General features: G+C 69.1%; 22 protein-coding genes, 1 tRNA gene and 1 pseudogene. 4 read left to right on the top strand and 20 right to left on the bottom strand.

Annotation, left to right across the window (positions count from 1 at the left end):
• Positions 1-16: 16 nt before the first annotated feature.
• The 5 genes and pseudogenes from AB0B64_RS29915 to AB0B64_RS29895 all read right to left on the bottom strand — a co-directional run bounded on the left by AB0B64_RS29915 (position 17) and on the right by AB0B64_RS29895 (position 5,826).
• Positions 17-556, bottom strand: coding sequence for a dihydrofolate reductase family protein (locus AB0B64_RS29915; RefSeq protein WP_357939827.1), 540 nt, complete (start codon positions 554-556; stop codon positions 17-19).
• A gap of 146 nt (positions 557-702) precedes the next feature.
• Positions 703-932, bottom strand: a pseudogene (locus AB0B64_RS29910) (sigma factor); the annotation flags it as partial.
• Positions 933-1,154: 222 nt separating this feature from the next.
• Complete coding sequence (locus AB0B64_RS29905) at positions 1,155-4,139, bottom strand: DUF4082 domain-containing protein (protein ID WP_358181255.1); 2,985 nt, start codon at positions 4,137-4,139, stop codon at positions 1,155-1,157.
• Between the two features lie 711 nt (positions 4,140-4,850).
• Positions 4,851-5,438 (bottom strand): TetR/AcrR family transcriptional regulator, encoded by a 588-nt coding sequence (locus AB0B64_RS29900; protein ID WP_357939823.1) that lies wholly within the window; start codon positions 5,436-5,438, stop codon positions 4,851-4,853.
• Position 5,439: 1 nt separating this feature from the next.
• Positions 5,440-5,826 (bottom strand): hypothetical protein, encoded by a 387-nt coding sequence (locus tag AB0B64_RS29895; protein WP_357939821.1) that lies wholly within the window; start codon positions 5,824-5,826, stop codon positions 5,440-5,442.
• A gap of 96 nt (positions 5,827-5,922) precedes the next feature.
• On the opposite strand from AB0B64_RS29895, the gene AB0B64_RS29890 reads away from it, so the two are divergent.
• Together AB0B64_RS29890 and AB0B64_RS29885 are read left to right on the top strand one after the other, a co-directional pair.
• Positions 5,923-7,452 carry a carboxylesterase/lipase family protein gene (locus AB0B64_RS29890; protein ID WP_358181252.1) on the top strand — a complete coding sequence of 510 codons (1,530 nt, stop codon included), beginning with the start codon at positions 5,923-5,925 and terminating at the stop codon, positions 7,450-7,452.
• Positions 7,453-7,650: 198 nt separating this feature from the next.
• On the top strand, positions 7,651-8,505 hold the full coding sequence (locus AB0B64_RS29885; protein WP_358181249.1) for a helix-turn-helix domain-containing protein: 855 nt from the start codon (positions 7,651-7,653) through the stop codon (positions 8,503-8,505).
• 713 nt (positions 8,506-9,218) lie between these two features.
• Here the strand turns inward: AB0B64_RS29885 and AB0B64_RS29880 are convergent.
• Entirely contained in the window at positions 9,219-9,473 is a 255-nt protein-coding gene (locus AB0B64_RS29880; protein ID WP_357939815.1) for a hypothetical protein, read from the bottom strand.
• Between the two features lie 471 nt (positions 9,474-9,944).
• Here AB0B64_RS29880 and AB0B64_RS29875 point away from each other — a divergent pair, with 471 nt between their 5' ends.
• Positions 9,945-10,208 (top strand): hypothetical protein, encoded by a 264-nt coding sequence (locus AB0B64_RS29875; protein WP_357939813.1) that lies wholly within the window; start codon positions 9,945-9,947, stop codon positions 10,206-10,208.
• Between the two features lie 894 nt (positions 10,209-11,102).
• Here AB0B64_RS29875 and AB0B64_RS29870 read toward each other — a convergent pair.
• The 5 genes from AB0B64_RS29870 to nadD all read right to left on the bottom strand — a co-directional run bounded on the left by AB0B64_RS29870 (position 11,103) and on the right by nadD (position 14,074).
• A tRNA-Ala gene (locus AB0B64_RS29870) sits at positions 11,103-11,175 on the bottom strand.
• Positions 11,176-11,240: 65 nt separating this feature from the next.
• Positions 11,241-12,161, bottom strand: coding sequence for a TetR/AcrR family transcriptional regulator C-terminal domain-containing protein (locus tag AB0B64_RS29865; protein ID WP_357939811.1), 921 nt, complete (start codon positions 12,159-12,161; stop codon positions 11,241-11,243).
• A gap of 188 nt (positions 12,162-12,349) precedes the next feature.
• Positions 12,350-12,973: a histidine phosphatase family protein gene (locus AB0B64_RS29860; RefSeq protein ID WP_357939809.1), complete on the bottom strand. Its 624-nt coding sequence runs from the start codon at positions 12,971-12,973 to the stop codon at positions 12,350-12,352.
• Entirely contained in the window at positions 12,970-13,365 is a 396-nt protein-coding gene (gene rsfS, locus AB0B64_RS29855; RefSeq protein ID WP_357648089.1) for a ribosome silencing factor, read from the bottom strand. The genes AB0B64_RS29860 and rsfS overlap by 4 nt, the downstream gene beginning before the upstream one ends.
• A 91-nt stretch (positions 13,366-13,456) precedes the next feature.
• Positions 13,457-14,074 (bottom strand): nicotinate-nucleotide adenylyltransferase, encoded by a 618-nt coding sequence (gene nadD / locus AB0B64_RS29850; protein WP_357648087.1) that lies wholly within the window; start codon positions 14,072-14,074, stop codon positions 13,457-13,459.
• Positions 14,075-14,195: 121 nt separating this feature from the next.
• On the opposite strand from nadD, the gene AB0B64_RS29845 reads away from it, so the two are divergent.
• A complete protein-coding gene (locus tag AB0B64_RS29845; RefSeq protein ID WP_357939807.1) occupies positions 14,196-15,227 on the top strand; it encodes a M48 family metallopeptidase in 1,032 nt (343 codons plus the stop codon).
• Between the two features lie 11 nt (positions 15,228-15,238).
• On the opposite strand, the gene AB0B64_RS29840 is transcribed toward AB0B64_RS29845, so the two are convergent.
• From AB0B64_RS29840 to AB0B64_RS29800, 9 genes are all read right to left on the bottom strand, one after another.
• Complete coding sequence (locus tag AB0B64_RS29840) at positions 15,239-17,011, bottom strand: protein kinase (RefSeq protein WP_357939805.1); 1,773 nt, start codon at positions 17,009-17,011, stop codon at positions 15,239-15,241.
• 82 nt (positions 17,012-17,093) lie between these two features.
• Positions 17,094-17,270, bottom strand: coding sequence for a hypothetical protein (locus tag AB0B64_RS29835; protein WP_358181246.1), 177 nt, complete (start codon positions 17,268-17,270; stop codon positions 17,094-17,096).
• 66 nt (positions 17,271-17,336) lie between these two features.
• Positions 17,337-18,617 carry a glutamate-5-semialdehyde dehydrogenase gene (locus tag AB0B64_RS29830; protein WP_358181243.1) on the bottom strand — a complete coding sequence of 427 codons (1,281 nt, stop codon included), beginning with the start codon at positions 18,615-18,617 and terminating at the stop codon, positions 17,337-17,339.
• A 192-nt stretch (positions 18,618-18,809) separates the two neighbouring features.
• A complete protein-coding gene (gene proB / locus AB0B64_RS29825; protein WP_357939799.1) occupies positions 18,810-19,928 on the bottom strand; it encodes a glutamate 5-kinase in 1,119 nt (372 codons plus the stop codon).
• 172 nt (positions 19,929-20,100) lie between these two features.
• On the bottom strand, positions 20,101-21,450 hold the full coding sequence (obgE, locus tag AB0B64_RS29820) for a GTPase ObgE (RefSeq protein ID WP_357939797.1): 1,350 nt from the start codon (positions 21,448-21,450) through the stop codon (positions 20,101-20,103).
• Positions 21,451-21,693: 243 nt separating this feature from the next.
• Positions 21,694-21,951 (bottom strand): 50S ribosomal protein L27, encoded by a 258-nt coding sequence (rpmA, locus tag AB0B64_RS29815; protein ID WP_090773491.1) that lies wholly within the window; start codon positions 21,949-21,951, stop codon positions 21,694-21,696.
• 16 nt (positions 21,952-21,967) lie between these two features.
• Complete coding sequence (gene rplU, locus AB0B64_RS29810) at positions 21,968-22,270, bottom strand: 50S ribosomal protein L21 (RefSeq protein ID WP_357939795.1); 303 nt, start codon at positions 22,268-22,270, stop codon at positions 21,968-21,970.
• Between the two features lie 201 nt (positions 22,271-22,471).
• Positions 22,472-25,276: an Rne/Rng family ribonuclease gene (locus AB0B64_RS29805; RefSeq protein WP_357939792.1), complete on the bottom strand. Its 2,805-nt coding sequence runs from the start codon at positions 25,274-25,276 to the stop codon at positions 22,472-22,474.
• 143 nt (positions 25,277-25,419) lie between these two features.
• On the bottom strand, positions 25,420-26,172 hold the full coding sequence (locus tag AB0B64_RS29800) for a TIGR03936 family radical SAM-associated protein (RefSeq protein ID WP_357939790.1): 753 nt from the start codon (positions 26,170-26,172) through the stop codon (positions 25,420-25,422).
• Between the last annotated feature and the right edge of the window lie 65 nt (positions 26,173-26,237).

The following is a 26,237-nucleotide window of genomic DNA, read 5'->3' as shown; positions in this document are numbered from 1 at the left end:
TGGAACGTTGCCCCTGTCAGAGCACGCGGAACCAGAGGTTCGTCGCCTGCGGCGCGCTGGTCAGGCTCAGGCGTTCGAGCTTGACGTCGGCCCCGCCCGGCCGGTCGAACAGCCGGACCCCGTCGCCGAGCAGGACGGGCGCGATGAACACGAGGATCTCGTCGAGCACATCGGCCTCGAGGCACTGCCGGGCGGTGTCGGCGCCGAGGACGTTGACGTACTTGTCGCCCGCGGCGGCCTTGGCGGCGGCGACGGCGCCGTCCAGGTCCCCGACGAAGGTGACACCCGGCACCGGCGTGTCCGGCGCGTGGTGGGTGAGCACGAACTGCGGTCCGGCCCATCCCCCGCCGAACGGCTTACCCTCCTTGTCGGTGCCCCTGTGCGGATCGTCGCCGCGGAAGGTGCGGTTGCCGACGAGCAGGGCGCCGATCTTGCCGATGACGTCGTCCACCAGCGGATTGGGCCCGATGTGCTCGGTCAGCCAGGACATGTCACCGCCTGCCCCCGCGATGAACCCGTCCAGCGACATGGTGCACGAATACAGCAGCTTGCTCACGGCGTACCTCCATCAAAGCGGTTGACCCTTGATGAGACGGAGGTTCGGCCGAGAACTCATCGGTGCGCCGCCAGCGCCGCCACGACCGCGTCGCGTCCCTGGAACCACATGGGGTACGGCGGCATCGCCGTCCGCACATCCTCGGCCAGCAGCGCCGCGACCTGCCTGGCCGGCCAGCCGAGCACGTCACGCAAGATCAGCACCGCGCGCTGCCTGGGCGGAAGGTGCTGGATCGCGGCCAGGAACGCCAATTCGTCGCGATCCGGTACAGCCAGGCGCGGAACGTCGAGCGCCCCTCGAACCCACGAAGGCTCTTCCAGGCCCGCAGGAACGTCTCCTGCACCAGATCCTCCGCCTCGTCGAACGAGCCCAGCATCCGGTAACAGTGCACCCGCAACTCCGCCCGATGACGCTCCACCAGCACCGCGAACGCCGCCTCGTCACCCGCCCGCGCGGCAGCCACCACCACATCATCGCGATCCGCGTCCACCGGCCGCCCCATCCGCGCGTACTCGACTCCCGGAAGGAACGCTACGACAGGCCGGACGGGACCGGCTCGTCCCACCGGCCCGCGTCCGCCTGCGCTTTACCCCGCCGGCTACCCCGTGCCGGCGGTGAACACCACGTCTACCCAGTAGTTGCTGGCCTGGTAGCTCTTCGTCGGGAAGCCGTTCGTCGCGCCGTACCGATAGACGCCGTTACCTCCTCCCGCCCCGCTCGCCAGCGCGAGGAGCGGATCGTTGTTGTACTGGGTGGCGAAATACTGCCGGTCCACCGCGTAGTTCCCCGAGGTCGTGAAGTACGAGACCACGTAGGTGGTGTTGGCGGCGATCGTGACAGGCGTGGCGAAGTTCATCCGCTGCCAGCCACTCGCCGTCTCATTGGTGAACGTCCCGGACGCCAGCAGCGCCCCGGCGCTGGTCCACAAGTACCCGGTATGGGTCCCAGTGTTCTGCGCCCCCTTGTAGAACCGGACCCCCAGGATTCTCCCGCTCGTCGTCGCCCTGAACTTCACGCCCAGCGCGACGGCCACCGGATCGTCCGCCGACGTCGTCGCCGGAACCGACGAGTCAGGCCACAGGCTGTTCGTTGGGGTCGGCGTCGGAGTCGGAGTGGGCGTCGGAGTGGGCGTGGGCGTCGGTGTTGGCGTGGGGCCGGAGGTGTTGAGGACGACGTCCACCCAGTAGTTGGTCGCCATGTACGTTTTGTTGGGGAAGATGCTGCTCCCCGCGTAGGTGTACACGCCGTTGCCGCCGCTGCTCGCGCTGTCCGGGGCGGTGAGAGGACCCCGCACGACCGCGTTCGAGAAGTACGAGACGTCCCTGGCGTATCCGCCGTTGGGCGCGAAGTACGAGGCCACATAGGTGGTGTTGGCGCTCACCGGGACCGGGGTCGAGAAGTTCACCTGCTGCCAGCCGGTCGCCGTCTCACCGGTGAACGTCGCCCTCCCCAGCAACTGGCCGCCGCTGGTCCACAGGCTCCCGACGTGGGTGCCGGTGTTGCCCGCGCCCTTGTAGAACCTGACCGCCGAGACGGTGCCCGCCGTCGAGGTCTGGAACTTCACCCCGACTTCGACCGGGCTCGTGTCATCGGCCGCGGGCACGGAGGGCACCGTGGACGACGTCCAGAGGCTGCAGGGGCAGTCCGTGGTCGAGTTGACCGTCCTCGTGGTGACGGGCGACTGGATGTTGCCGCTGTCGTCGACCGCCCTCACCATGATCGTCTTGGCACCGGTGCCTTGGATCGTCCATGCGTACTGCCAGGTGGTTCGGCCCGTCGCCTGGCGCCAGGTGGCGCCGCCGTCGACCGACACCTCCACGGCGCCCACCACGCCTCCGCCGGTGTCGGCCGCCGTTCCCAGGACCTGGATGGTTCCTGGGGTTACGTTCTCGCCGGCGGCCGGAGCCGTGATCGCCGAGGTCGGACGGGTGGTGTCGGTCGACGCCGTCGCCGCCACCAGCCCCGGTTGGAGACTGGCCGGCTGGGCTTTCATGTCGGCCAGGATGTTGACCGTCGCCTGTTGCATCCGGACATCTGTGGGAGTGCCCGCCCGGTCATGGACGCTGTCCAGGCCCCACGCCCACTGGACCGTGCCGGCGCCGAAGACCAGCGCGCCACTCGGCGCCTTGGAGAACGTCAGATTGTGCGTCGCGGTCCCGGCACCGTAGGTGCTACCGAAGTCGAGCAGGTATTTGTTGGACGAGAACAGCGTCGTCTGGGCGAGCCGCACCGTCCCCGGCGGCTCGAAGTCGTTGTCCGGGGCCTCATCCCATTCGAACCCGAGCGTTCCCGCCGGGAACGTCGCCGTCTGCCCTGGTTGCAGGCTTGCCACGGACGTGTTGCGCCAGAACCGCAGCGGCCCGTACTCCGCCGGAACGGTCATCGCGTCGTTGACCATACCGTTGATCCTGAAGAAGGTTCCGCTCACGCGGTTCTCCGGCCTGCCTCCGTCCGACGGCGGCGAGAAACGCGGGTCGCGCCACGTCCCGGTCCATTCCGGGCTGGGGTCGATCTTGGCGTTGGCGTGTGTCTCCTTGTAGCAGACGATCGTCCGGAAGGGCGTCATCGCACCGGTGATGCTCGGTTCCCATCTGGTCTTCCAGAAGATCTCGTTGCCGGAGAAGAAGGCCACGTTCACGCCGCTGTCGCGGGCGGTCTCCACGGTGTTGCGCATCTGGTTCGACCAGTACTCGTCATGCCCGACGGAGAGGAACGCCTTGTGCTCCAGCAATTCCTGACCGCGGGTGGCGCTGTCCACGCCGCTGAAATAGCTCACGTCATATCCGTTGGCCTCAAGCCATCGGACCATGGGGTATTCGGCGTTGAAGAAGAAGGTCTCCGGGGCGTCCATGGAGAAGGGGTCGCGCGTCTTGAACGGGCGGTTGTAACTCACCTTGTAGGCGCGGCCGACAGGATTGCCGAAGTAGAGGCTGTTCCCGCCGTACCTGTTGTACGCCTGCCAGGTCGTGTCGGAGGTCTGCACGAGAATGTCCGAGCCCCTGGTGTCGTCCCGGACGACGAAAATGATGTGGCTGGCACCGGTCGTTCCGTCCTCCCGGACCAGCTTCGCGATATAGACCCCCGAGACGGCGTCGCTGGGCACCGCCCATGAGGCCGACACCGCCCAGTTCCCGCAGTCGATGAGCCCGGTCGACGTGTCCTCCGCGCATGCGGGTTGCGACTGGGGCAGGGGGGCGGACGGCTGGACCGTCGTTATCTTTCGCGCTCCCATTCCGCCGTAATAGCCGATGCGGTAGATGTCGAGGCGGTAGTCGGTCGCCACGGTGTCGACCTTGAACAGCACGGTCTCCCCGTGATTGACGCTCATCTGCGTCGCATAGCCCTGGATGGTGCCGCTGCCCGCCCCCGAGATGTCCCATTCGCTGGCGGGGTTGCCGGGCTTGTTGTTCTCTATGCAGATGACGGAGGTCGGCGGGCAGACAGCGGGCCTCCGAGCGCCGACCGGCACTCCCGAGCGGGTTTCCCGCGCCTGCCGACGGGTGCCTTCCGCGACACGGGCCGCGAAGTCCGACGCGCTCCGCGCCGGTTCCGCACGGCCCGTACCCGCCGATACCGCACTCACAGAAGCTGTACTCGCAAAAGCTGTACCCGTACGGACCATGCGCGCCTCCGCGCCGGATCCTCCCCCAGCCCCGCAGACCAAGCCGGCCGCCATGGCGACGACCAGCCCGACGCAGGGCAGCCGACGCCTCCTCATGGCCTTCTTCTCACGCTCCGACATGTGCCACCCCCGGTCGCAGTACCCCACGCAAAAGAGCCGGGCAGAAGACGGCGACGCAGGCCGTCAAGATCATCGACTCAGTGAGGAATGCTATGGGCCGGACTGGTTACTCCTGGAGCGAGCGGTGATACGACAGCAGCTCTTATGAAATGGGCGTGTCGCCGCTTATAACGAGGAAAATCCCAGTAACCCGCGCCTCCATAGGAACGCGGCCAGGGCCGGGCTCGGCCGAATCAGACCTCGTACCACGCTCTGGCGACGTTGCAGCCGTACGGGTCGCCGGAGACCTCCGACACGAACCTGTCCGGCCCACTGCGCCGGTATATCCATGGTCCCCAGATGGTGGTCGTGCAGGGCCAGTGCCCGGAATTGCATTCGGCCCGCACCCGGAAGTTCCCGAACCCTGAGAGACACGTGGCCGAGGCCGTGTTGTAGGCGACGTCGATATAGGCGGAGCAATCCCAGACCGCGGCCTGTGCGAGTGAGGAACATCGTCGCGCCACGCCCTTTCGCCGCACTGTCGCGAGCAATGGAACGAGGAGAAAAGACCTTTTAGAATCCAGCTCTTGTCGCCCGGCCGAAGATCTCGACGAGTTCGTTCGCGCAGTGGTCCGGGTCAAGGCCGTCGACGATGCGCTCGGCCATCGCGTCGATCGACGCACGCAGGGCCGTACTCATCAGCACACTGTCGAACACCCGGAAAGCCCCCGTACGCTGCCCGTCCGTGAACAGCGCCACCAGCCTGGCGATCGCGGCGTCCCGCTCGTGGTCACCCGCGAACGCCTGGTTGTGCGCGATCTGCTGCACCGCGCGCACGTGTCCAGGATGGGTGGCGATGAAGGCGATGTTGGCCCGGATGAACGCCTCCAACTGCGCACCGGCTCCGGAGGCGGCGTCCAGTGTCGGACGCATGAAGGCGGCCGCGTCGGTGATGACCTGACGCACAACGGCCTCGAAAAGCTGCTCCTTGTTGGAGAAGTGATAGGAGATCAGCCTCTTGCTGCTGAGCCCGGCGTGCTCACAGATGGCCTCGAACGTGGTCTCCGCATAGCCGCGCTCGGCGAGCACGGCGATGGTGGCGGAGGCGATCTGGGCTCTGCGGGCCTCGGTGGCTTCGCGGCGAGTTCCGGAGGTCTGCATATCACCCCAGCTTGCCACGCTTCGGGTACGCCTCACGTACGGCACGACGGTTGACGATGACCGCGACGGCGGCGACCAGGACGCCGACCACTGCCTGCTCCGCCTTCATCCAGTCGGGATAGCCGCTGTCCGGCGCGAGGAGGATGAGCACGATTCCGATGGGCGCGGCGAAGGTGATGAAGCGGATGCGCAGGTAGGCCGATCGCTTGCCTCGTGCGGCCTGCCCCGCCAGAGCCACGAGCCAGACGGAGGCGGCGGCCACGGCGGCGCCGCGCAGCCAGACCACCCAGTTGCCACCGATGACGGCGGCCACCCCGAGCGTCGCGATCGAGATGACCAGCACGGCGACGAAGAGCGACCGGACCAGATTCCACGGTTTCTTATCCATGCGTATAAATTTACACAGGCGGATAATGTTCTGCAAGAGCCCTGGTGGACCACAGAAGGAAACATTCATCCAAGACACCCAGGCCCGGAGCTTGTGATGCTCGACCTCGTGTCCGGAACGTCGATAGGAGAGGTAATAACGAAGACCGTGGACAGCGCGCCAGAGGTTCAGGTGTCGAGTGGCCGGCTGCGGGGCCGCCATGACCAGGGAGTGGCGGCGTTCCTCGGGATCCCGTACGCCGCCCCGCCCTTCGGGCCACGCCGCATGCGACCTCCCGAGCCGCCCGTGCGGTGGGAGGGCGAGCGCGACGCTACCGATTACGGGCCGACCTGCCCGAAAGACAACGACGACCCGGAGGGCGCCGCGCTGTTCCCGGAGGCCGTGATCCCTGGCGAGGACTGCCTCAACCTCAACGTGTGGACCCCCGATCGCCAGGCATCCGGATTGCCGGTACTGGTCTGGATCCACGGCGGCATGTTCACGAAGGGGTCCGGATCCATCGCCGGCTACCGCGGCACCTCCTTCGCCCGCGACGGGGTCGTATGCGTCACGATCAACTACCGGCTCGGTGCCGAGGGCTTTCTCTACCTGGATGACGGCACCGCCAACCTGGGGCTGCTGGACCAGATCGCCGCGCTCGAGTGGGTCCAGGACAACATCGCCGCCTTCGGCGGAGATCCGGGGAGGGTGACCGTCGCCGGCCAGTCCGCCGGGGCCATGAGCATCATCACCCTCATGGCCATGCCCCGTGCCCGAGGCCTGTTCCACCAGGCGATCACCCAGAGCGGGGCGGCCGCCCAGACACTCACGGCCGAGAGCGCCGCAGGCGTCGCCTCAAGGCTGGCTGAGTCGCTCGGGGTTGCCCCGACCCGCGAGGCCTTCAGCGAGGTGCCAGTCGAACGGCTCACGCGGGCGGCGTCCGCCCTCGTCAAGGAGGTCCAGAGCGTCGCGGATCCGACCAAGTGGGGCAGCCTCCCCTTCGCCCCGGTCATCGACAGCGACGCCCTCGCCGACCATCCGCTCGACGCGCTGAGAAGGGGCGCCGGCAGCGGCGTGCGGCTCCTGGCCGGGTGGAACCGCGACGACACCCGGATCGGCCTCGTCCCCACCGGCATGATCGACCTCGCCGACGAGCGCATCCTCTCCGCGGTCGTGGGCGCCTACGGCGGGCCCGACGGGACGATCGAGCTCTATCGGGCAGCCCGGCCGGGAGCGAGCGACGGGGACCTGCTCGCCGCCGTGACCACCGACTGCTTCATCCGGGTTCCGGTGATCCGGGTCGCCGAGGCACACCTTGAGGCCGGCGAGGCCGACACCTGGATGTACCGCTTCGACCACGAGTCGCCGAGCTTCGCCGGCCGCCTCGGCGCCGCCCACGCGGTGGAGCTCCCGTACGTGTTCGACCTCCTCGACGAGAAGTCCACTCATGCCCTCATCGGCGACGAACCACCACAGGTCATCGCCGATACGACCCACGGCGCCTGGGTCCGCTTCATCGCCGAGAGCGACCCGGGCTGGCCCCGATACAACCTGGCCAACCGGTCCACCGCCCTGATCGACGAGCGGATCACCATCGCCGACGACCCCGACGGCGCCGAACGCGAGGTGTGGACCAACCGGCCCTGACCGGCGGTGCTGAGCGCGGGGTGTGTGGAGCAGCCCGGCGCTGCCCGGGAGTTGCCATTCGGTGTCGACCGTGCGGCTCAGCGGTAGCGATCCGTTTCTCGCCACCATCGGCCTATGGTGCTGAGCCAGGACCCTTGCCGACCCCGGAGGCGCGTTGTGGCATTGCGACACCGCGAAGTGGCTCCTACCATGTCGGCTGTGCGATCAGCCGAGTCGGCTCGCGCCGGTGTGCCTCGATGGGAGATCACGGTTCCATCGCGTCCCGGCCGGCTGCCGGGGGTCACGATGGCCGGGTTCAGCGATCAAGCGAATGAGCTGCGCAACGTCGCGCTGGTCCCGCACCCCACGGTCATGGTGATCTTCGACCTCGGCGACCAGCCATTCGTCATCGAAGACGACTGTGGTTCGCGGCAGCGAGAACGCGTCGTCGCCGGACTCGCCCCCCACAGGGCTCGAGGGCGGGGGTTCGCCAGCAGCTCCGAATGCCTCCAGCTGCGGCTCTCGCCGATGGTCGCACACGCGGTCTTGGGCGCCTCCTCGGAGCTGGGCGGGACGCTGGTCGCTCTCGACGACCTGTGGGGACGAGACGCCGTACGAACCCAAGAGCGATTGCGCGCCGCCGCCTCGTGGGAGGACCGATTCGCGATCGCGGAGGCCGCGCTGGCACGGCGGGCCGACGCGGGCCGAGCCCTCGACCCGGAAGTCACCTTCTCCTGGCGGCAGATGGTGGCCAGCCGAGGGCGGATACGCGTCGAACGACTGGTCACCGAGATCGGCTGGAGCCGCAAACGCCTTTGGTCCCGGTTCCGCGCCCAGGTCGGCCTCACCCCCAAGCGCGTCGCCCAGCTCATCCGCTTCGACCACGCGGCCCACCGCCTGGCCGCCGGCCATAGCGCCGCCTTGGTAGCGGCGGAGAGCGGCTACGCCGACCAGTCCCACCTTCACAGAGACGTCATGGCCTTCGCCGGGATGACGCCGGCAGCGGTCGCGGTCCAGCCGTTTCTCGCGATCGACGATGTCGCGTGGCCTCCCAAGCATGCATCTGTCATGTGACGAGAGCGAGCGTTCCAGAGGGTCCTGTCGCGCTGACCACGAGGAGGGATCATTCGGACTCGACCACTACCGGGTCCGCCGCGCAATCTCCTGATACGACTTCATCATCTTGGTCATGGTCGCCCACGCCCACCCGGCCTTCCTCGCCGCCCAGCAGCCGGCCCCGGTCCAGCACACAGGGCCCTCCGCCGGACAATCACCGCCCCAGCCCGCCGACCCCTACAGTTGGACTTTTCAGAAGATCTGGTCCCGCTCACCGCCTACGAGATCTGTCGTCCCCATGCCCGTCTCTACCAACCCCAGCACCCAGCCTGGCATTGTTTACGCTGGCCACGATGGAGACGCCGCCACCAAGCCCGCGCCCGCCGCTGCCGCTACCAGCGACAACAACACCTCCTCAACGGCTAAGTACGGCTGGAGTACTAAACAGCCGAATACGCCCTGACTCGCCCATCGATTCTCTCAGCAAAGGTGGTCCCGCTCTTCTTCTCGGCGTGTCGCTTTTACCTGCGCGGCGGGATTCATGGCTGGTGCGGGGCCAGGCCGCCACGATAGCCGGGAACGATGGCCGTGTTCTCCACCAGTGCTTTCCACTGGCCATCCGCCTTCAGACGCCATCCCAGGAGGATGCCCGCCTTTGGCGTAACGGTCGGGAAGACGTACGGCTGGCAGGTGGCCCACGAAGGACACAATACTCAGCCTGTCGCTGTTTCCTAGATGGACTTCACCCAGGAACGGGCCACCTTGGGAGGCATCGCCAATTCCTCCTGTACGAGCCGGACCGCCTGCTCTTCGTATCCGCGAACCTTGAGCTGGCGCACACGACCGGTGAGTTCGGTAGCTCTGACGGCGTCCGTGTACTTGAGGACACGGCGCTGCCGAAGTATCCGAACGACCATCACAACCCAGAAGACAAGGAAGCAGGCGAAGAGCCCTAAGAAGCCCAGAGGAATCACGGTGTCAAGCATGAGCTGATCTTAGGTGTCATCTTCAGCTCCAGCGAAGGCCGGCTCGGCGGGATCTCAACTGCCCCATGTTTCGCTAGCCAGCGACCCCAACCTCCATCTCCTATGGGAAACCCTGATCGCATACGCGTAAGAGACTCGGCCAATACTGGCGCGTCCGATACAAGAGAGCCGATGGCAGCTTGGCGCCCGGTCCGTACTGTGACGACGGAAACGCCTTCAAAACTAAGTAGGCCGTCATAGACCACGGCGAAGAAACAGGAAGCGGCCACCACAACTTGGGGCGTGACGGGCGAACCGCCCCGGGCCGAGGAACGGAAGCGGCGAGGCAGCCGATCGCCCCAGCCCTGACCTGTCATTGCTGTGGGCCGCGGCCGCCTTACTCGTGCCCGACCCGGCCGTCACCATAAGCATCGCCAATGTCGTGCTGATGCCGCTCTTGTTCGCCGGCAACATCTTCATCCAACCCGAACCATGCCCGGCCGGCTCCAAGCCTTCATCGAGATCAAGCCGCTCAGCCACGTCGCGATCGCAGCCAACGACACCGGCGGCACCGGCGGTTCTCTCGCCTGGTCGCTCATCGCGACCGCGGCCATCACCGCGCCCCTCGCCCTTCGCCTCTACAGGAAGCGGGATGACGCGCGCGTGATCGCCGACACCAAACCGAAGGACGAAGCGCTAGTACGCACTCTGGGCGCAGACGTGATGCCGCCCTGCGGAGGCGACTTCCCCCGGTAAATCCGAGTTCCCCCGTCACATCCGAGTTCCCCGGCGCATCTGGGCCGAAGTGCAGGCCGGCGTGGACAGGTGTGGTGGATGCTGCTGGAGCGGAAGGCGCTGCCGACCCTGTACGACAGCGGCCAATAGCTCACCGCAGTCTGGAGGCGGGCGGCATCACGCTGGCCTTCTGAGCCGGTCATCCGCAGGCCTGCTGTGCCGGGAGCGCCATGTGACCCACGCCGCCGCGGCACCACAGCCCACGCGAAACCCAGACTCGCACATGTACTGACGCAGGTCATCGCGGACACACCCACCACCCGCAGGTATCTGGTCAGCACCGAAACACTCGTCCACACGGCACTCATCCAGGCGCAGAGCCTACGGGTGACGACAACACCGGACCGCCGAACCGGTCAAATGCGCTCCACGCCCCGCTGGCATCTGCTCGGCACCGAAACACTCGCCCACGCGCCACTCATCCACATGCAGAACCCACAGGCGACAACAACACCGGAGGGTAACTGCGGCCAACCTGCCCACACCGATGGTCCCGAGCAGTCCTCATGCGCCCTACCCGACGACGAGCACACTCCGCCACATGCTCCCAACCGAGGACCCAAATGACCACAAGCAGGCGAAGCGCCAAATAAGAACGCCCGAGCGAAGCGAAGGCCCTACAGGGGTCGGGACCAGGCCCGACTGGAAGAAAACGCCTGAAGCCCCCAAGCGCGAAGCGCCAATGAGGCGAAGCCGATTGGAAAACCAAAAAAGAAACAGCCCGGAGCGAAGCGAAGGCCGATTGGCCCGACGCTGGGGGTCCGGGGGTTATCCCCCGGGGTAAACAATGAGGAGGCCGGGGGGAGCGAAGCCCCCGTAGGGGGCGAGCGACCATACCAACCCCGCCGACGAACGTGGAGCTATGGGGATTCGAACCCCAGACCCCCTCCATGCCATGGAGGTGCGCTACCAGCTGCGCTATAGCCCCTGGTCACCGTGACGAGCTGGCTCGTGACGGCGCTCCGAGAGCATATAGCCATCGCGGGGATTCGCCTAATCGCGCCGTCCATGCGCCGCACTGGCCACCAGTACGGCCAGCCCGTCCAGCTGGCGCCGCAGCCCGAACTCGAAGAGCGAGTCCAGGTCGAGGTCGAGTCCCGGCTGCACGATCACCCTGGCCATGGTCGGAAAGCCGCCGGAGGAGAGCGCCTCGGCCAGCTGCCCCTCCCTGACCGCCGCAAGCCCCTCATGGTCGGCCTCCGGGGCCGCCGCGACCCCTCGTACGAACCCGGCCAGCGACACGCTGGCGTGCAGCATGGCGTTGGGGGTGAGGCCGAGGCCGTCGAGGGCGCGCAGGATCCATTCGGTGTGCGCCATCGCGTTGCGGACGAACTCTGGCCTGGTGAGCGGGATGGCCTGGGACAGCCAGGGATGGCGGCGGTGGAGGCGCCATTGAAGCCTCAGCGACACCTCCAGCTGGGCGCGCCAACCGGGCGGCGGCTGTGCGGGCAGCGGAATCTCGCCGTAGGCGGCGTCCGCCATCAGGTGTACGAGCTCGTCCTTGCTCTGTACGTGCCGATGAAGCGACAGGACCGAAGCACCGAGCTCGGTGGCGAGCCGGTCCATGGAGGCGGCGGCAAGCCCTTCACTGTCAGCGATCTTGATGGCCACGCCGAGGACGCGCTGCTCGGTCTGGTCCGCGGGGGCGGACTCCAGCCCCCCACCGCCGTCAGCCGCCTCGGGCAGAGCGTCGACCCGGTAGACCACCACGGTGCCGATCCCGGGCACCGGGCGTACCAGCCCTTCGTCACGAAGCGCGCCGATCACCTTGCTGGCCGTGGCCATCGCCACTCCCCAGTCACGCATGATCTGCCGGGTGGACGGGATCCTGTCCCCTGCCGCCAGCTCCCCTGCGGCGATCCGCCGCCGCAGCTCGCCGACGATCCGGAGGTAAGGCACCTCACCTCGGTCCACCGCGAAGTCTCCTCATCGCCCTAGCGCACTAAGACGAAATAACACCACATCCCCTCCGCCACCCGCACTAGAGCTACAAATCCGCTATCGCCGGAAGAATCCGCCCACGCAGCAGCCCCGGCTCACGCGACACGACTCGGACTCGACGCGACCCGGGCTCGACGCGGCAGACCGAGGGCCAGGCGGGGCTAGGCGTCCGGACGGTCGTCGCTGTTGACCGGCTCAGGCAGCGTACCCGCGTTGTGCTCGAGCAACCGCCACCCCTTACGCCCCTCCTGCAACACCGACCAGGAGCAGTTGCCGAGCCCGCCCAGCGCCGGCCAGAGCTCCTCAGGCAGCCCCAGCAGCTCACAGATGCCCAGCCGCAGCGCCGCCCCGTGTGAGGCCACGACCAGCAGGCCGTCGTCGTCGAGCCGGTCGGCCCAGCGGCGCATGGCGGCCGCCACCCGGCCGGCCACGTCGGCGACCGGTTCGCCGTCGGGGGCCTCCCAGGCCACGTACTCCTCCGGCCAGCGGGCGGCGATCTCGTCGCGGGTCAGGCCCTCCCACTGACCTCCGCCGCGTTCGCGGAGGTCCTTGTCGACGGAGACCTCGAGGCCGACGATCCGGCCGAGCGCCAGGGCGGTGTCGTTGGCCCGCTGGAGGTCGGAGGAGACGATGACGGTGGGCCGCAGCGAGGCCAGCAGGGACGCCGCCCTCGCCGCCTGGGCGACACCGGTCTCGTCGAGCGGGATGTCGGAGTGGCCTTGGAAGCGACGCTCGACGTTCCACAGCGTCTGGCCATGCCTGAGGCAGACGATCCTCTTGCTCAAGTGCGAGCCCGCTGGATGTTGGCCTGCGCCACGCTCTCCGGGAGCGGGATGGCCGGGCAGTCCTTCCAGAGGCGCTCCAGCGCGTAGAAGGTGCGGTCCTCCTCGTGCTGCACGTGTACGACGATGTCGAGGTAGTCGAGGAGCACCCAACGGCCCTCGCGCTCACCCTCGCGGCGTACCGGCTTGGCGTCGGCCTCGATGCGCAGCCTGTCTTCGATCTCGTCGACGATGGCGCGGACCTGGCGGTCGTTCGTGGCGGAGCAGAGCAGGAACGCGTCGGTGATGACGAGTTGCTCGCTCACGTCGTAGGCGAGAATGTCATCGGCCAGCTTGTCGGCCGCGGCCTCGGCGGCGATCTGGACGAGCTGGACGGCTCTTTCGGATGCGGTCACGATGCGGGTCGGTCCTCCTGTGTCGGCAACATGCCCCTATGTTGAGGGTACCCGTTACGGCTCCGCAGCCCCACGTATGGCACGAGCACCTTCACCCCTCTGCGTGGTAAAGGCCGCGTTTGTTGATGTACTGCACGATTCCATCCGGCACCAGGTACCAGATCGGCTCACCCTTCTCCACCCGCTGCCTGCACTCCGACGAGGAGATGGCCAGGGCGGGGATCTCCAGCAAGGTCACTTTCCCCGGGGGCAGGCCCGGATCGTGCAGCGTGTGGCCGGGCCGCGTACATCCCACGAAATGGGCGAGTTCGAACAGCTCCTCGGCGTCCTGCCAGCTGAGGATCGCACCGAGGGCGTCGGCTCCGGTGATGAAGTAGAGCTGTGCCTCAGGTCCGTAGATCGCGGAGATCTCACGCAACGTGTCGATGGTGAAGGTGGGCCCGGGCCGGTCGACGTCCACCCGGCTCACCGAGAAGCGGGGGTTCGACGCGGTCGCGATCACGGTCATCAGATAGCGGTCCTCGGGCGCGGACACCTCGCGCTCCGACTTCTGGTAGGGCCGGCCCGTAGGCACGAAGACGACCTCGTCGAGATTGAAGTGGTGAGCCACTTCGCTGGCGGCGACCAGGTGACCGTGGTGAATCGGGTCGAACGTCCCACCCATCACTCCCACGCGTCGCTTTCCCTGGACACTCGGCGCGTTCATCATGAAAGGACCCTACGCGTCGGCTATCCGACACCCACATGGCACCCCCCGCTGACCAAAGCGGTCACCAACCCCGTCACGAACCCAGGTGATGAACGCGCGCCGTCCCGGCTGCCGACGTAGCATGCCGGGCATGACGACCACCCCGGACCGCAACCGCGTCCAATTGCCCGGCATCTCGTCTCGTGCCTACGAACACCCCGCAGACCGGTCCGCGCTGGTCGCTCTGCGTAAGTTGAGTGGGTTCGACACGGTTCTCAAGCAGATGTCCGGCCTCATCAGCGAGCGCCGCCTGCGCCTGATGTACCTGGCGTCGGCCGTGCGTGTGAGCGAGACTCAGTTCCGCTCCCTCTACGACATGGGCCGCGACGCCGCCTACGTCCTCGACCTGCACCGGATCCCCGAGATCTACGTCCAGCAGGACCCGCAGGTCCAGGCCAAGGCCATCGGTTTCGACGACCCGTTCATCGTGGTGACCACCGGCCTGCTCAACCTCATGAACGAGGAGGAGCAGCGCTTCGTCATCGGTCACGAGACCTCGCACATCCTGTCGGGCCACGCCGTCTACCGGACGATGCTCGACATCCTCACCCGCCTGGCCACCCGCGTGGCCTGGATCCCGCTCGGCTACATCGGCCTGCGCGCGATCGTCGCGGGCCTGGAGGAGTGGTACCGCAAGTCCGAGCTCTCCTCCGACCGCGGCGGCCTGCTCACCGGCCAGGACCCGGACGCGGCCAAGCGCGCGCTGATGAAGCTGGCCGGCGGCGCCTACACCCACGAGATGAACATCGAGGCGTTCCTGGAGCAATACCAGGAATACGACACCGCTGGCGACCTGCGCGACGGCTTCCTCAAGGTGCTCAACCTGCTCGGCACCACCCACCCGTTCGCCGTGGTGCGCGTGGCCGAGCTCGACAAGTGGCACCGCGGCGGCGAGTACGAGCGCATCCTCGGCGGCGACTACCCGCGCAGGGAAGACGACGCCAGCGCCCGGGTCACCGAGGAGATCAAGGCCGCTGCCGAGTCCTACCGCGCGTCGTGGTCGCAGTCGCAGGATCCGTTCATCGGCGTACTGCGCGACGTGGCAGAGGGTGCGGTCAACGCGGGCGAGCGCATCTTCAACCGCTTCTCCCGCCGCGACGGCGGCCAGGGCTAACCCACAGCCGGTCACAGAAGCAGCGCGATAGCGCGCACCGCCGCCGCGCACAGGGCGACGAACCCGCCCAGCACGGCCAGTGCGCGCAGCCCTTCCCTGCGCAGATCCGGCAGGTGAGCGCCGACCCGCTCGATCTCGCGTCCGGTGATGCCGCCACACAGCATCCCGAACACGACACCCGCGGCGGTGACCGGCGCGGGCTGCTGCCACCAGTCGGCATCGATCTGGCCGCCGCCGATCAGCCAGAGCGCGCCACCCGCCGCCACCGCGACGGGCACGCCCGGCCACACCACGGCGGTCGCGGTCGCACCGGTGAACGCGAACGGGAAGAGCACCACGCGCAGGGTCACCCTGACCCGGCGCGAGACCCGCTTCCTGACCATCCAGTGGCTCATCCAGAGCGTCCTGGTCAGCAGGACGAACGCGGCCGTGATCCCGATCGTCGCGATCGGCCAGATCACCGACGCCACCACACAGGGCACGGCCAGCACCGCGAGCAGCAACAGCGCGGCGTTGCCCGCGGGCAGCGTGGTGGAGCCCGACTCCGACCTGAGTCCGGTGTTGCGCGTGCCCGGCGTCCGGGGTTTCCCGGTCACGGCCTTCGTGCGGCTCCGTACGGGTGTGGCCTTGACGCCCTCGCCTGTGCGGAGCCGTGGCCCCGTGCCCTTTCCGTCCGTACTCGTGCGGCCGCGGGGTGCGGGCACCTTCCCGTCCGCACTCGTACGGCCGCGCGGCATGGGGACCTTCCCATCCGGGTTCGTCCGCGTCCGCGGCGCGGGCACCTTCCCGTCGTCCGCGATCCGGCCGCGCGGTGGCTTGGCCTCCTCACCGGTCCGGCTACGCGGCTTGGCCTCCTCCGCCGTACGGCTGCGGGCTTTCGCCTCCTCTGCCGTACGGCCGCGCGGCTTGGCCTCCTCACCGGCCCGGCCACGCACCGCGACGCCCTCCTCTGCCGCGGGCACGGCACGGGCGGCATCGGGCTCGGCGGGACTGGTCGCCTTGGCCAGCCGTGACAGGCGATCGGCCAGCAGCGCGGCCGTCGGGCGCTTGCCCGGCTCCCGATTCAGCGCGGCCCGCACCAGCGACAACAGCGCCACCGGCACGCCCTTGAGGTCGGCCTGCCCGTTGAGCACCGCGTACATCTGCGCCTCGGCCGTCCCCCGCCCGAACGTCGGCCGCCCGGTCGCCGCGAACGCCACCGTCGCCGCCCACGCGTGGATGTCGGCGGGCGAGTCGACGTGCTCGTCGGCGAAGATCTCGGGCGCGGTGTAGCCGGGCGTGCCGAGAAAGGTGCCGGTCAGGGTGAGCCGGGTGGCGTCCAGCACCTGCGCGATGCCGAAGTCGATGAGGACCGGGCCCTCGGCGCCCATGATGATGTTCGCGGGCTTGAGATCGCGGTGCACCACGCCGGCCGCGTGGATGATCGCGAGCGCGGTGGCGATGCCCTGCGCCAGCTCCACCAGCTGCGCCATGTTGAGCGGGCCGCTGTGGCGCACCATGTCGAGCAGCGTGGCGCCCTCGATGTTCTCCATGACGAGGTACGGCCGGTCGCACGAGAGATCGGCGTCCAGCACCTTGGCCACGTACGGGCTCTCGACCCGGCGCAGCGCCCGGACCTCGCGTTCGAGCCTGACCCGCATGGAGTTGTCTTCTGCCAGGTCGTGCAGGACCTTGAGGGCGACCCGCTCGCCCCGGCGGGAGCTGGCGAGATAGACCTCGCCCATGCCGCCCCGACCGAGCCTCTCGAGCAGGGTGTACGGCCCGACCTTGCCGAGCTTGGTCACCGTCCCTCCCCGCCCGGCGCGCCCATAAGGGTCAACACCCTAGCGCTGGGACGCCTGATAGCGCGTGCGGCGCGCCGAAGCTTTATCGGCGGGATTGCTCGGACAGCATGCTGTCGAGCTCTGTCGTAAGCTCCGCCGACAGGTCCTTCCTGCCCTTCCCGCGCCAGTGGATGTGGCCGCGGCTCTCCATCCACAGCAGCAGCCGATCCGCGCCGACCAGCACCACGGCCGCGAAGGCCAAGGCGATGACGATCTCCATGTAGACCAGTCAACCGAGCTCCTCCGCTGACCGGTCACGCCGACACGCCACCGCTGCCCAACCCCGTCAGGCGCCTGACCTTGGGATGACCGTGCCTGCTGATGTACGCAGATGCCCTTCGCCGGTATAGACCCATTTGGTGGACGTCAGCTCGGGCAGTCCCATCGGGCCGCGCGCGTGCAGCTTCTGGGTGGAGATGCCGATCTCCGCGCCGAAGCCGAACTCGCCGCCGTCGGTGAACCGGGTGGAGGCGTTGACCGCGACGGCCGCCGAGTCGACCAGCGACACGAACCTGCGCGCCGCCTGCTGCGACCGGGTGACGATGGCGTCGGTGTGGCCCGAGCCGTAGCGCCTGATGTGGGCGACGGCCTCCTCCAGCGAACCGACGACGGCGGCGGCGATGTCGAGCGAGAGGTATTCGGTGCGGAAGTCGTCCTCGGTGGCCGGCTCCACCTCGCCGTAGGCGGCGATCCGGTCGTCGCCGTGCACGGTCACGCCCGCGTCCTTGAGCGCCTGGAGCGCCCGGGGCACGAACGCGTCGGCCACCCCGGCGTGGACCAGGAACGTCTCAGCCGCGTTGCACACCGACGGCCGCTGCGCCTTGGCGTTGACCAGGATGTCGACGGCCAAGTCCAGATCGGCGTCGGCGTCGATGTAGACGTGGCAGTTGCCCACGCCGGTCTCGATCACCGGGACCGTCGACTCCTCGACCACCGAGTTGATCAGCGACGCGCCCCCGCGCGGGATCAGCACGTCGACCAGGCCGCGGGCCCGCATCAGCTCCTTGACGGAGTCGCGCGTCAGGCCCGGCACCAGCTGCACCGCCCCGGAAGGCACCTCGGTGCCCTCCAGCGCGTCCTGCATCACCCGCACCAGCACGGTGTTGGAGGAGTAGGCGCTGGACGAGCCCCTGAGCAGGGCCGCGTTGCCGCTCTTGAGGCAGAGCGCGGCGGCGTCGACGGTGACGTTGGGGCGGCCCTCGTAGATGATGCCGATCACGCCCAGCGGCACCCTGAGCTGGCGCAGCTCCAGGCCGTTGGGCAGCGTGCTGCCCCGGATCACCTCGCCGACGGGGTCGGGCAGGTCGGCCACCTGGCGTACGGCCTCGGCGATGGCCTCGATCCTGGGCCCGTCGAGGCGCAGCCGGTCGATCATGGCCTCCGGCGTGCCCTGCTCCCGCGCCTGCGCGACGTCCTTGGCGTTGGCCTCGACGATCTCGGCGGTGTGGGCGACGAGGGCGTCGGCGACGGCGCGCAACGCCCGGTCCTTGGGCGCCCGCGGCAGCGGGGCCAGCTCGGCGGCGGCCTCTCGCGCCGCGCGGGCGACCTTCAGGAACTCCTCGGACATCACACGCTCCTCTGCCGACCGCCGGCGAGCCGGCTGCCTGCCTAGTTGTGGCCTTCGGTATCCGGCCGCCTGGTTGCGGGCTTCCGGTGTTGCTTTTGGTATCCGGCCGCCTGGTTGCGGGCCTCCGGAGACCGATGGCCTGGTTGCTTTCGGTGACCGGTGGCCTGGCTGCGGGCTGCCGGTTTCGGCTGTCTAGTTGTGGGCTTCCAGTATGACGATGTCGTCGCGGTGGATCAGCTCGCGCTCGTATTCGGGACCGAGCTCATTGCCCAGGTCTCGCGTCGAGCGGCCGAGCAGTCCGGGGATCTCCACCGCGTCGAAGTTGACCAGCCCGCGCGCCACCACCCCGCCACGCGGCCCGCACAGGTCCACCGGGTCGCCGGCCGCGAAGTCGCCCTCCACCGAGGTGACCCCGGCGGGCAGCAGCGACTTGCGCCTGGCCACGATGGCCTCCACCGCGCCGTCGTCGAGCAGCAGCCGCCCTCGTCCGGTGGTCGCGTGGGCGAGCCAGAGCAGCCGGGTGCCGGGATGACGGCCGCCAGGGTGGAAATAGGTCCCGACATCGGCCCCGGCCAGCGCCTGGGCGGCGTGCGCGGCGGCGGTCAGCACGACGGGCACGCCGGCGCCGGTGGCGATCCTGGCGGCCTGCACCTTGGTGACCATGCCGCCGGTGCCGACCGCCGCGCCGTTCTTGCCGAGCTCGACGCCGACCAGGTCTTCTGGGCCGCGGATCTCGGCCAGCCGCCGGGACCCGCTGCGGCTCGGCGGCCCGTCGTAGAGGGCGTCGACGTCGGAGAGCAGGACCAGTGCGTCGCTGTGGATGAGATGGGCGACCAGGGCCGCCAGCCGGTCGTTGTCGCCGAAGCGGATCTCGTCGGTGGCGACGGTGTCGTTCTCGTTGACGATCGGCACGATGCCGAGCTCCAGCAGCCGGTTGAGGGTGCGCTGGGCGTTGGCGTGGTGGGCGCGGCGCATCATGTCGTCGGCGGTCAGCAGCACCTGGCCGACGCGCAGGCCGTAGCGGGCGAAGGAGGAGGTGTAGCGGGCGACGAGCACGCCCTGGCCGACGGAGGCGGCGGCCTGCTGGGTGGCGAGGTCGCGGGGGCGTGCGGTCAGCCCCAGCGGGCCCAGGCCCGCCGCGATCGCTCCCGAGGAGACCAGGACCAGCTGGGTCCCGGCGCGGCGGCGGGCGGCCAGCACGTCGACCAGGGCATCGACCCGGTCGACGTCGATCATGCCTTGGGGGGTGGTGAGCGACGAAGAGCCGACCTTGACGACGACCTTCGACGCTGAGCTGATCTGTTCCCGCACGTTCGAAGCCTATCGGAGACCGGCGACCCGACCTTCCCGGCCGGTGCTCCCGCCGTCGGCAACCGGCCGAGGACCGGGATGCCGCCGGGGCCAGGCCCCCCGGGACGGAAAGCCGGGGACGCCAGAGGGCGGGCCGGGCGACCTAGGACCGAAAGCCGGGGGTCGGGCGCCGCTAGAACCGGTTGTCGGTGCCGCGCGGCCCCTGCCGTACGGACTCGGCGTTGAGCGTGGGCTGCCAGTCGAAGACGTAGCCACCCTCCATCGGCCCGATAACGACCTCCGCGCCCGCGGTGGCACCGGCCTTGACCAGCTGATCCTCGATGCCCAGCCGCTCCAGCCGGTCGGCCAGGTAACCGACGGCCTCGTCGTTGCTGAAGTCGGTCTGCCTGATCCAGCGCTCCGGCTTCTCGCCGGTGACCTGGAAGAGGTTGTCGTTGACCCGGCGGACGCTGAACCCGGCCTCGCCGAGCTGCTTGGGCCTGAGCACCAGCCGCGTGGGCTCCTCGACGGGCTTGGCGGCCCTGGCCGCGGCCACCCATTCGCCCATCGCGAACGTCAGCTCCCGCAGCCCGTCATGGGTGGCGGCCGAGATGGTGAAGACCCGCAGCCCCCGCTCCTCGAACTCGCCCCTGACCAGATCGGCCAGCTCCCGGGCGTCCGGCACGTCGGCCTTGTTCAGCACGACCATGCGGGGCCGGTCCTCGAGCTTGCCGTAGGCCTCCAGCTCGGCCTCGATCACCTCGTAGTCGCTGATCGGGTCGCGTCCCGGCTCCATGGTGGCGCAGTCGATGACGTGGATGAGCATGTCGCACCGCTCGACGTGGCGCAGGAACTCGTGCCCGAGCCCCTTGCCCTGCGACGCCCCCGGGATCAGCCCCGGCACGTCGGCGACGGTGAAGACGGTCTCGCCCGCGGTCACCACGCCCAGGTTGGGGATCAGGGTGGTGAACGGGTAGTCGGCGATCTTCGGCCGGGCCGCGGACAGGGCCGCGATCAGCGACGACTTCCCGGCGCTGGGGAAGCCGACGAGCGCCACATCGGCGACGCTCTTGAGCTCCAGCATGACGTCGAGCGCGTCCCCCGGCTCCCCGAGCAGCGCGAACCCGGGCGCCTTGCGCTTGGTGCTGGCCAGCGCCGCGTTGCCGAGCCCGCCGAAACCGCCTTCGGCGATCACGTAGCGGGTGCCGACGCCCACCAGGTCGATGAGCACCTCACCGGTGGCGGCGTTCTTGACGACCGTCCCATTGGGCACCGGAAGGATGACGTCCCCGCCATTGGCCCCGTCGCGGTTGGACCCCTGGCCCTGCTTGCCGTTGTCGGCCTTGCGATGCGGCCGGTGGTGGTATTCGAGCAGTGTGGCGGTGTTGGGGCTCACCTCAAGGATCACCGCGCCGCCGCGCCCGCCGTTGCCGCCGTCGGGCCCGCCGAGCGGCTTGAACTTCTCCCGGTGCACGGACGCGCAGCCGTTGCCGCCGTCACCCGCCTTGAGATGCAGCACCACTTGGTCCACAAAGTCAGCCATCCCGGCCCCTCCTCCTAGGCCGATCAAGGCCCGTCACATAACCCAGTCCACGGACCGGGGCCAAGAATGCGCACGTCACGGCGCGCGACCACGTCCACCGGAGGAGCGTGCCCCTGGACGGGCCCCGGCCCCGCACGGCGGGTGGGGCCCACCGCGCTGAGCCGTACACCATAAAAGCCATACAAACGCACTCAGGGACGGATCGAGAACCCGATCCGCCCCTGAGCAGGAAACTCTGAGAATCTACTCCGCCACCGGAACGATGCTCACCGCGCGGCGACCGCGCTTGAGACCGAACTGCACGTGGCCGGCGGCCAGCGCGAACAGCGTGTCGTCGCCGCCGCGGCCGACGTTGTCGCCGGGGTGGAAGTGGGTGCCACGCTGCCGGACGATGATCTCGCCCGCGTTGACCAGCTGGCCGCCGAAGCGCTTGACGCCCAGGCGCTGGGCGTTGGAGTCACGGCCGTTCCGGGTGGACGACGCGCCCTTCTTGTGTGCCATCTCTCTAACTCCCCGATCAGGCCTGGTCGATACCGGTGATCTTCACCTGGGTGTACCGCTGACGGTGACCCTGGCGCTTCTTGTAACCGGTCTTGTTCTTGTACTTCAGGATGCGGATCTTCGGCCCCTTGGTCTCACCGAGGATCTCGGCGCTCACCAGGAACTTGCCCGCCTCCGTGGTCACATCGCCGTCGTTGACGACGAGGACCGTCGGCAGCGAAACCGAAGTGCCGACCTCGCCGGCGACCTTGTCCACCTCGAGGACGTCACCGACGGAGACCTTCTGCTGCCTGCCGCCGCAACGAACGATCGCGTACACCGCGGAACCCTTCTACTGACTTCTGAATGCTGCGCCCGGCATTCGGTGCTGTCTGGAACCGACGAACCGAGTAGGCGCGCGAACAGGGCGCGCCGCTGGACGCACCGATTCTCAAGAGTACCGGATTAACGGTGCCCTGGTCGAACCGGACGGATCGTCGGGGCAGTCCGCCGAGGAGCGCTCCCTTGCGGGAGCGCCTGGCTACTCGGCTGACTTGGCTCGGCGAGAGCGTCGCCGCCCTCTGCCGGAAGTCTGGCCCGCCTGGTCGTCCTCAGCCGGGACGTCTTCAAGCGCATCGGTCACGGTATCACGGCTACCGGAGTCCTTGGCCGCGGACACCTTGTCCGAGACCGCCTTCTCGATGGCCATCTTGCCCTGAGTGCCGCGCGGCTCCGGCTTGGACTCGACCGGCTCCGTGGAGACGATCAGACCACGCCCGTTGCAGCAGTCACACGGCGTCGAGAAGGCCTCCAGGAGGCCCTGACCGACCCGCTTACGCGTCATCTGGACCAGACCCAGCGAGGTGACCTCAGCCACCTGGTGCTTGGTCCTGTCGCGCGCCAGGCATTCGAGCAGCCGCCGCAGCACCAGGTCGCGGTTGGACTCCAGCACCATGTCGATGAAGTCGATCACGATGATGCCGCCGATGTCGCGGAGCCTGAGCTGGCGGACGATCTCCTCGGCCGCCTCCAGGTTGTTGCGGGTGACGGTCTCTTCGAGGTTGCCGCCCTGCCCGGTGAACTTGCCGGTGTTGACGTCGACGACGCTCATCGCCTCGGTACGGTCGATCACCAGCGAGCCGCCGCTGGGCAGCCAGACCTTCCGCTCCATCGCCTTGCCGAGCTGCTCGTCGATCCGGTAGGACTCGAACACGTCGCCCTGCTCGGTGTCCCACTTGGACAGGCGCTCGCCGAGGTGCGGCGCGACATACTTGACGTACTCCTCGACCGTCTCCCACGCCTCCTCGCCCTGCACGACCAGCGAGGTGAAGTCCTCGTTGAAGACGTCGCGGACCACGCGGACGGTCAGGTCCGGCTCGGCCGAGAGCAGCTCGGGCGGGCTGGCCGACTTGGCCTTCTTCTGGATGTTCTCCCACTGCGCCGACAGGCGGGCCACGTCGCGGGCCAGTTCGTCCTCAGAAGCGCCCTCCGCGGCCGTGCGCACGATCACGCCGGCGTTCTCGGGCATGACCTTCTTCAGGATGCTCTTGAGCCGCGTGCGCTCCTTGTCGGGCAGCTTGCGGCTGATGCCGGTCATCGAGCCGTCGGGCACGTACACGAGGTAGCGGCCCGGCAGACTGATCTGCGACGTCAGGCGGGCGCCCTTGTGGCCGATCGGGTCCTTGGTGACCTGCACCAGCACCGACTGACCGGACTTCAGCGCCGCCTCGATGCGCTTGGGCTGGCCTTCCAGGCCCGCGGTGTCGAAGTTGACCTCACCGGCGTACAGGACGGCGTTGCGGCCCTTGCCGATGTCGACGAAGGCGGCCTCCATCGACGGCAGTACGTTCTGGACCTTGCCGAGGTAGACGTTGCCGACATAGGACTGGCTGGCCTCACGGTTGACGTAGTGCTCGACGAGCACGCCGTCCTCCAGCACCGCGATCTGGGTGCGGTCGCCCTGGCGGCGCACCACCATCATCCGGTCGACCGACTCGCGCCGAGCCAGGAACTCCGACTCGGTGATGATCGGCGGACGCCGGCGGCCCAGCTCGCGGCCCTCACGACGGCGCTGCTTCTTGGCCTCGAGCCTGGTGGAGCCGCGCACGCTCGTGACGCCGTCGGCGGAGATGTCATGGCCGGCGGCGCGGCCCGTGCGGGGCGCGCGGATGCGTACGACGGTGTTGGGCGGGTCGTCCCCGGCCGGCTCGGCGCCGTCGTCGGCACCACGGCGCCTGCGGCGGCGACGCCGGCGGGAACTGGACGCCTCTTCTTCCTGAGGCTCCTCGCCCTGTTCGTCGTCGGACTCGTCGGACTCGTCGTCGGCGTCGTCACGCTCGCGTGTTTTGCCACGGCCCCTGCCGCCACGACGGCGGCGACGACGGCGGCTGCCGCCCTCCTCCTCCGTCTCGTCGGCGGTGTCGGCCTCCTCGTCGGTGACCGTCTCCGCGGCCTCCTCGGGCTCCGGGGCCGCCTGCTCGGGCTGCGGTTGCGGCTGCGGCTCTGGGCGCCGGGTCGCGGCGGGCTTGGCCTGGGTCGGGTCCGGGGCCTGGAACAGCGGCGCGAAGATGGCGGCGGGGCGCTGGAACGCGGTCCCCTGCTGGCTCTGCGCCCGCGCGGACAGGCCGAACGGGTCGGCGAGCAGGCTCGGCCGGTCGACCTCGTCGAGGTCCTCGCCGGCGGGCTCGTCGTCCAGCGGCTCGTCCTCGGGCAGGAGCTCGGTGACGTCCTCTTCGGCGTCGGCGCTGCCGAGCCGCTCGGCGGCCGCCTCACCGACGCCCGCCGCGACCTCGGCGGAGCGTCCCGGAGCCGTCTCGACGCTCTCAGCGGCCGCCTCAGGCTCTGTCTTCTTGCGAGTGCGGCGACGCTTGGCCGGGGCGGCCTCGACCGCCTGCTCGCCCCCCTCAGCCGCTTCCAGGGTGCTCACGGCCTCACCGCCGGTGCCGGTCACGCTCTCGGGGACCCCACCGCTGGTGTCCTGCGCGCTCTCCGGCGCCTCGTCCGCGGCCTTCTTGCTGGTACGGCGGCGCGTCGTCGTGGCCGTCGACCGCGTCCTCGCCGCCCTCTTGGGCTTCTCCTCAGCGACGATGTCGGCGGCCTGCGCCACAGCGTCATCCATGGCCTGCGCCACGGCGGCCTCAACCGGGCTCGCCGGCTCGACCGGGCTCGCGGGCTCGGTCGCAGCGGCCGCGACCGTGGTCGTGACCGTGGGCGACGGCTCCTCTGGCAGCTCGGGCGGCGGTCCCGCCGGCCGGCTCGCGGCACGGCGACGCTTTGTCACCTTGGACTGTTCAGTTGTCTCCCCGCCGGGGCCGTCGGCCCCGCCGTTGGGCTCGTTCTCGAGCATGCGGGCGCTCTCCCGTCAGCTCCCGGGCGCGTCGCCGCGCCGCGCAGGAGCTCTCGTGTCTCGTTGTCCGCCCGCGCCCCCGGAGGGGGGCGCAGGCGCCAAGTCCTGTCAGCGGTCGTACCCCGCTCGCGCAAGGCACGTCCTTAACCGTCGACCTGCTCACCCGCCGAAACCGCCTCGCCGCCGCGCGTAGTGTCGCGGTCCAGGCCGAGCGGATCGGCAAGCGCACCGGTGCTGACGTCGAGCGGCCCCTGCGCCAGCCTGGTCACCTCGGGGGGAACCGGCGGCGCGAAGTCGGCCACAAGGCGCAGCCCTGTGAGCACATCGTCGGGTCGTACGGCAGGAATCACGTGCCGAACAACCATGCGCAGTATGACACACGACTGTCCTGGCACCTGAGCTGCGGTTCTGTCTGCTCCCTCGGGCACCTCGAGCCTCAACACCGCCTCCCGGGCGTCGAAGCGTCGGGGGCCCTTCTTGGTGAGGCGTTCGACCTCCACGGTCTCGGCGGCGAGGAATTTCGCCACCGCCGTCTCCGCGAGCTCCCAGTCGGCGCCGGGCAACCGCACATCCCACTCAGATGCCTCCAAGCGGTCGGCCAGCCCACCAACGGTGGCCTCCACGACGTCGAGCACGTCGAGACCAGGCGGCAGAGAGCCGTCCAGGTCGACACGGATCCGTCCGGGTTCGCACGGTTTCGTGACGCCGATCTCGAGGTATTCGGCCTCGCTGGCGACGCCGGTCGGCGCCGCGCCCGCATAGGAGATCTTCGGATGGGGTGAGAAGCCCGCACTGAAGGCCACCGGAATGCCGGCACGGCGGACCGCTCTCTCGACGGCCCGCGAGATGTCGCGGTGGCTGGTGAAGCGCAGACGTCCGCGCTTGGCGTAGCGCACACGCAGGCGCTGCACCGTAGGCGCGGGCGGGGGCCCATCGGGAACAGGTTTCAGAGCTGGTCGTC

The organism is Nonomuraea sp. NPDC049129 (assembly GCF_040648495.1).
Classification (GTDB): domain Bacteria; phylum Actinomycetota; class Actinomycetes; order Streptosporangiales; family Streptosporangiaceae; genus Nonomuraea.
The sequence above is the reverse complement of the archived record's forward strand: the minus strand, read 5'-3'. Positions and strand labels throughout refer to the sequence as shown.

Excerpts from the sequence above, each read along its gene's own strand:
- AB0B64_RS29875 (WP_357939813.1), top strand. The coding sequence starts at position 9,945 with ATGCCCGGCCGGCTCCAAGCCTTCATCGAGATCAAGCCGCTCAGCCAC.
- AB0B64_RS29895 (WP_357939821.1), bottom strand. The coding sequence starts at position 5,826 with ATGGATAAGAAACCGTGGAATCTGGTCCGGTCGCTCTTCGTCGCCGTG.
- AB0B64_RS29890 (WP_358181252.1), top strand. The coding sequence starts at position 5,923 with ATGCTCGACCTCGTGTCCGGAACGTCGATAGGAGAGGTAATAACGAAG.
- nadD (WP_357648087.1), bottom strand. The coding sequence starts at position 14,074 with ATGATGAACGCGCCGAGTGTCCAGGGAAAGCGACGCGTGGGAGTGATG.
- AB0B64_RS29805 (WP_357939792.1), bottom strand. The coding sequence starts at position 25,276 with ATGCTCGAGAACGAGCCCAACGGCGGGGCCGACGGCCCCGGCGGGGAG.
- obgE (WP_357939797.1), bottom strand. The coding sequence starts at position 21,450 with ATGGCTGACTTTGTGGACCAAGTGGTGCTGCATCTCAAGGCGGGTGAC.
- AB0B64_RS29900 (WP_357939823.1), bottom strand. The coding sequence starts at position 5,438 with ATGCAGACCTCCGGAACTCGCCGCGAAGCCACCGAGGCCCGCAGAGCC.
- AB0B64_RS29830 (WP_358181243.1), bottom strand. The coding sequence starts at position 18,617 with ATGTCCGAGGAGTTCCTGAAGGTCGCCCGCGCGGCGCGAGAGGCCGCC.
- AB0B64_RS29835 (WP_358181246.1), bottom strand. The coding sequence starts at position 17,270 with ATGGAGATCGTCATCGCCTTGGCCTTCGCGGCCGTGGTGCTGGTCGGC.
- AB0B64_RS29880 (WP_357939815.1), bottom strand. The coding sequence starts at position 9,473 with ATGCTTGACACCGTGATTCCTCTGGGCTTCTTAGGGCTCTTCGCCTGC.
- rpmA (WP_090773491.1), bottom strand. The coding sequence starts at position 21,951 with ATGGCACACAAGAAGGGCGCGTCGTCCACCCGGAACGGCCGTGACTCC.
- AB0B64_RS29845 (WP_357939807.1), top strand. The coding sequence starts at position 14,196 with ATGCCGGGCATGACGACCACCCCGGACCGCAACCGCGTCCAATTGCCC.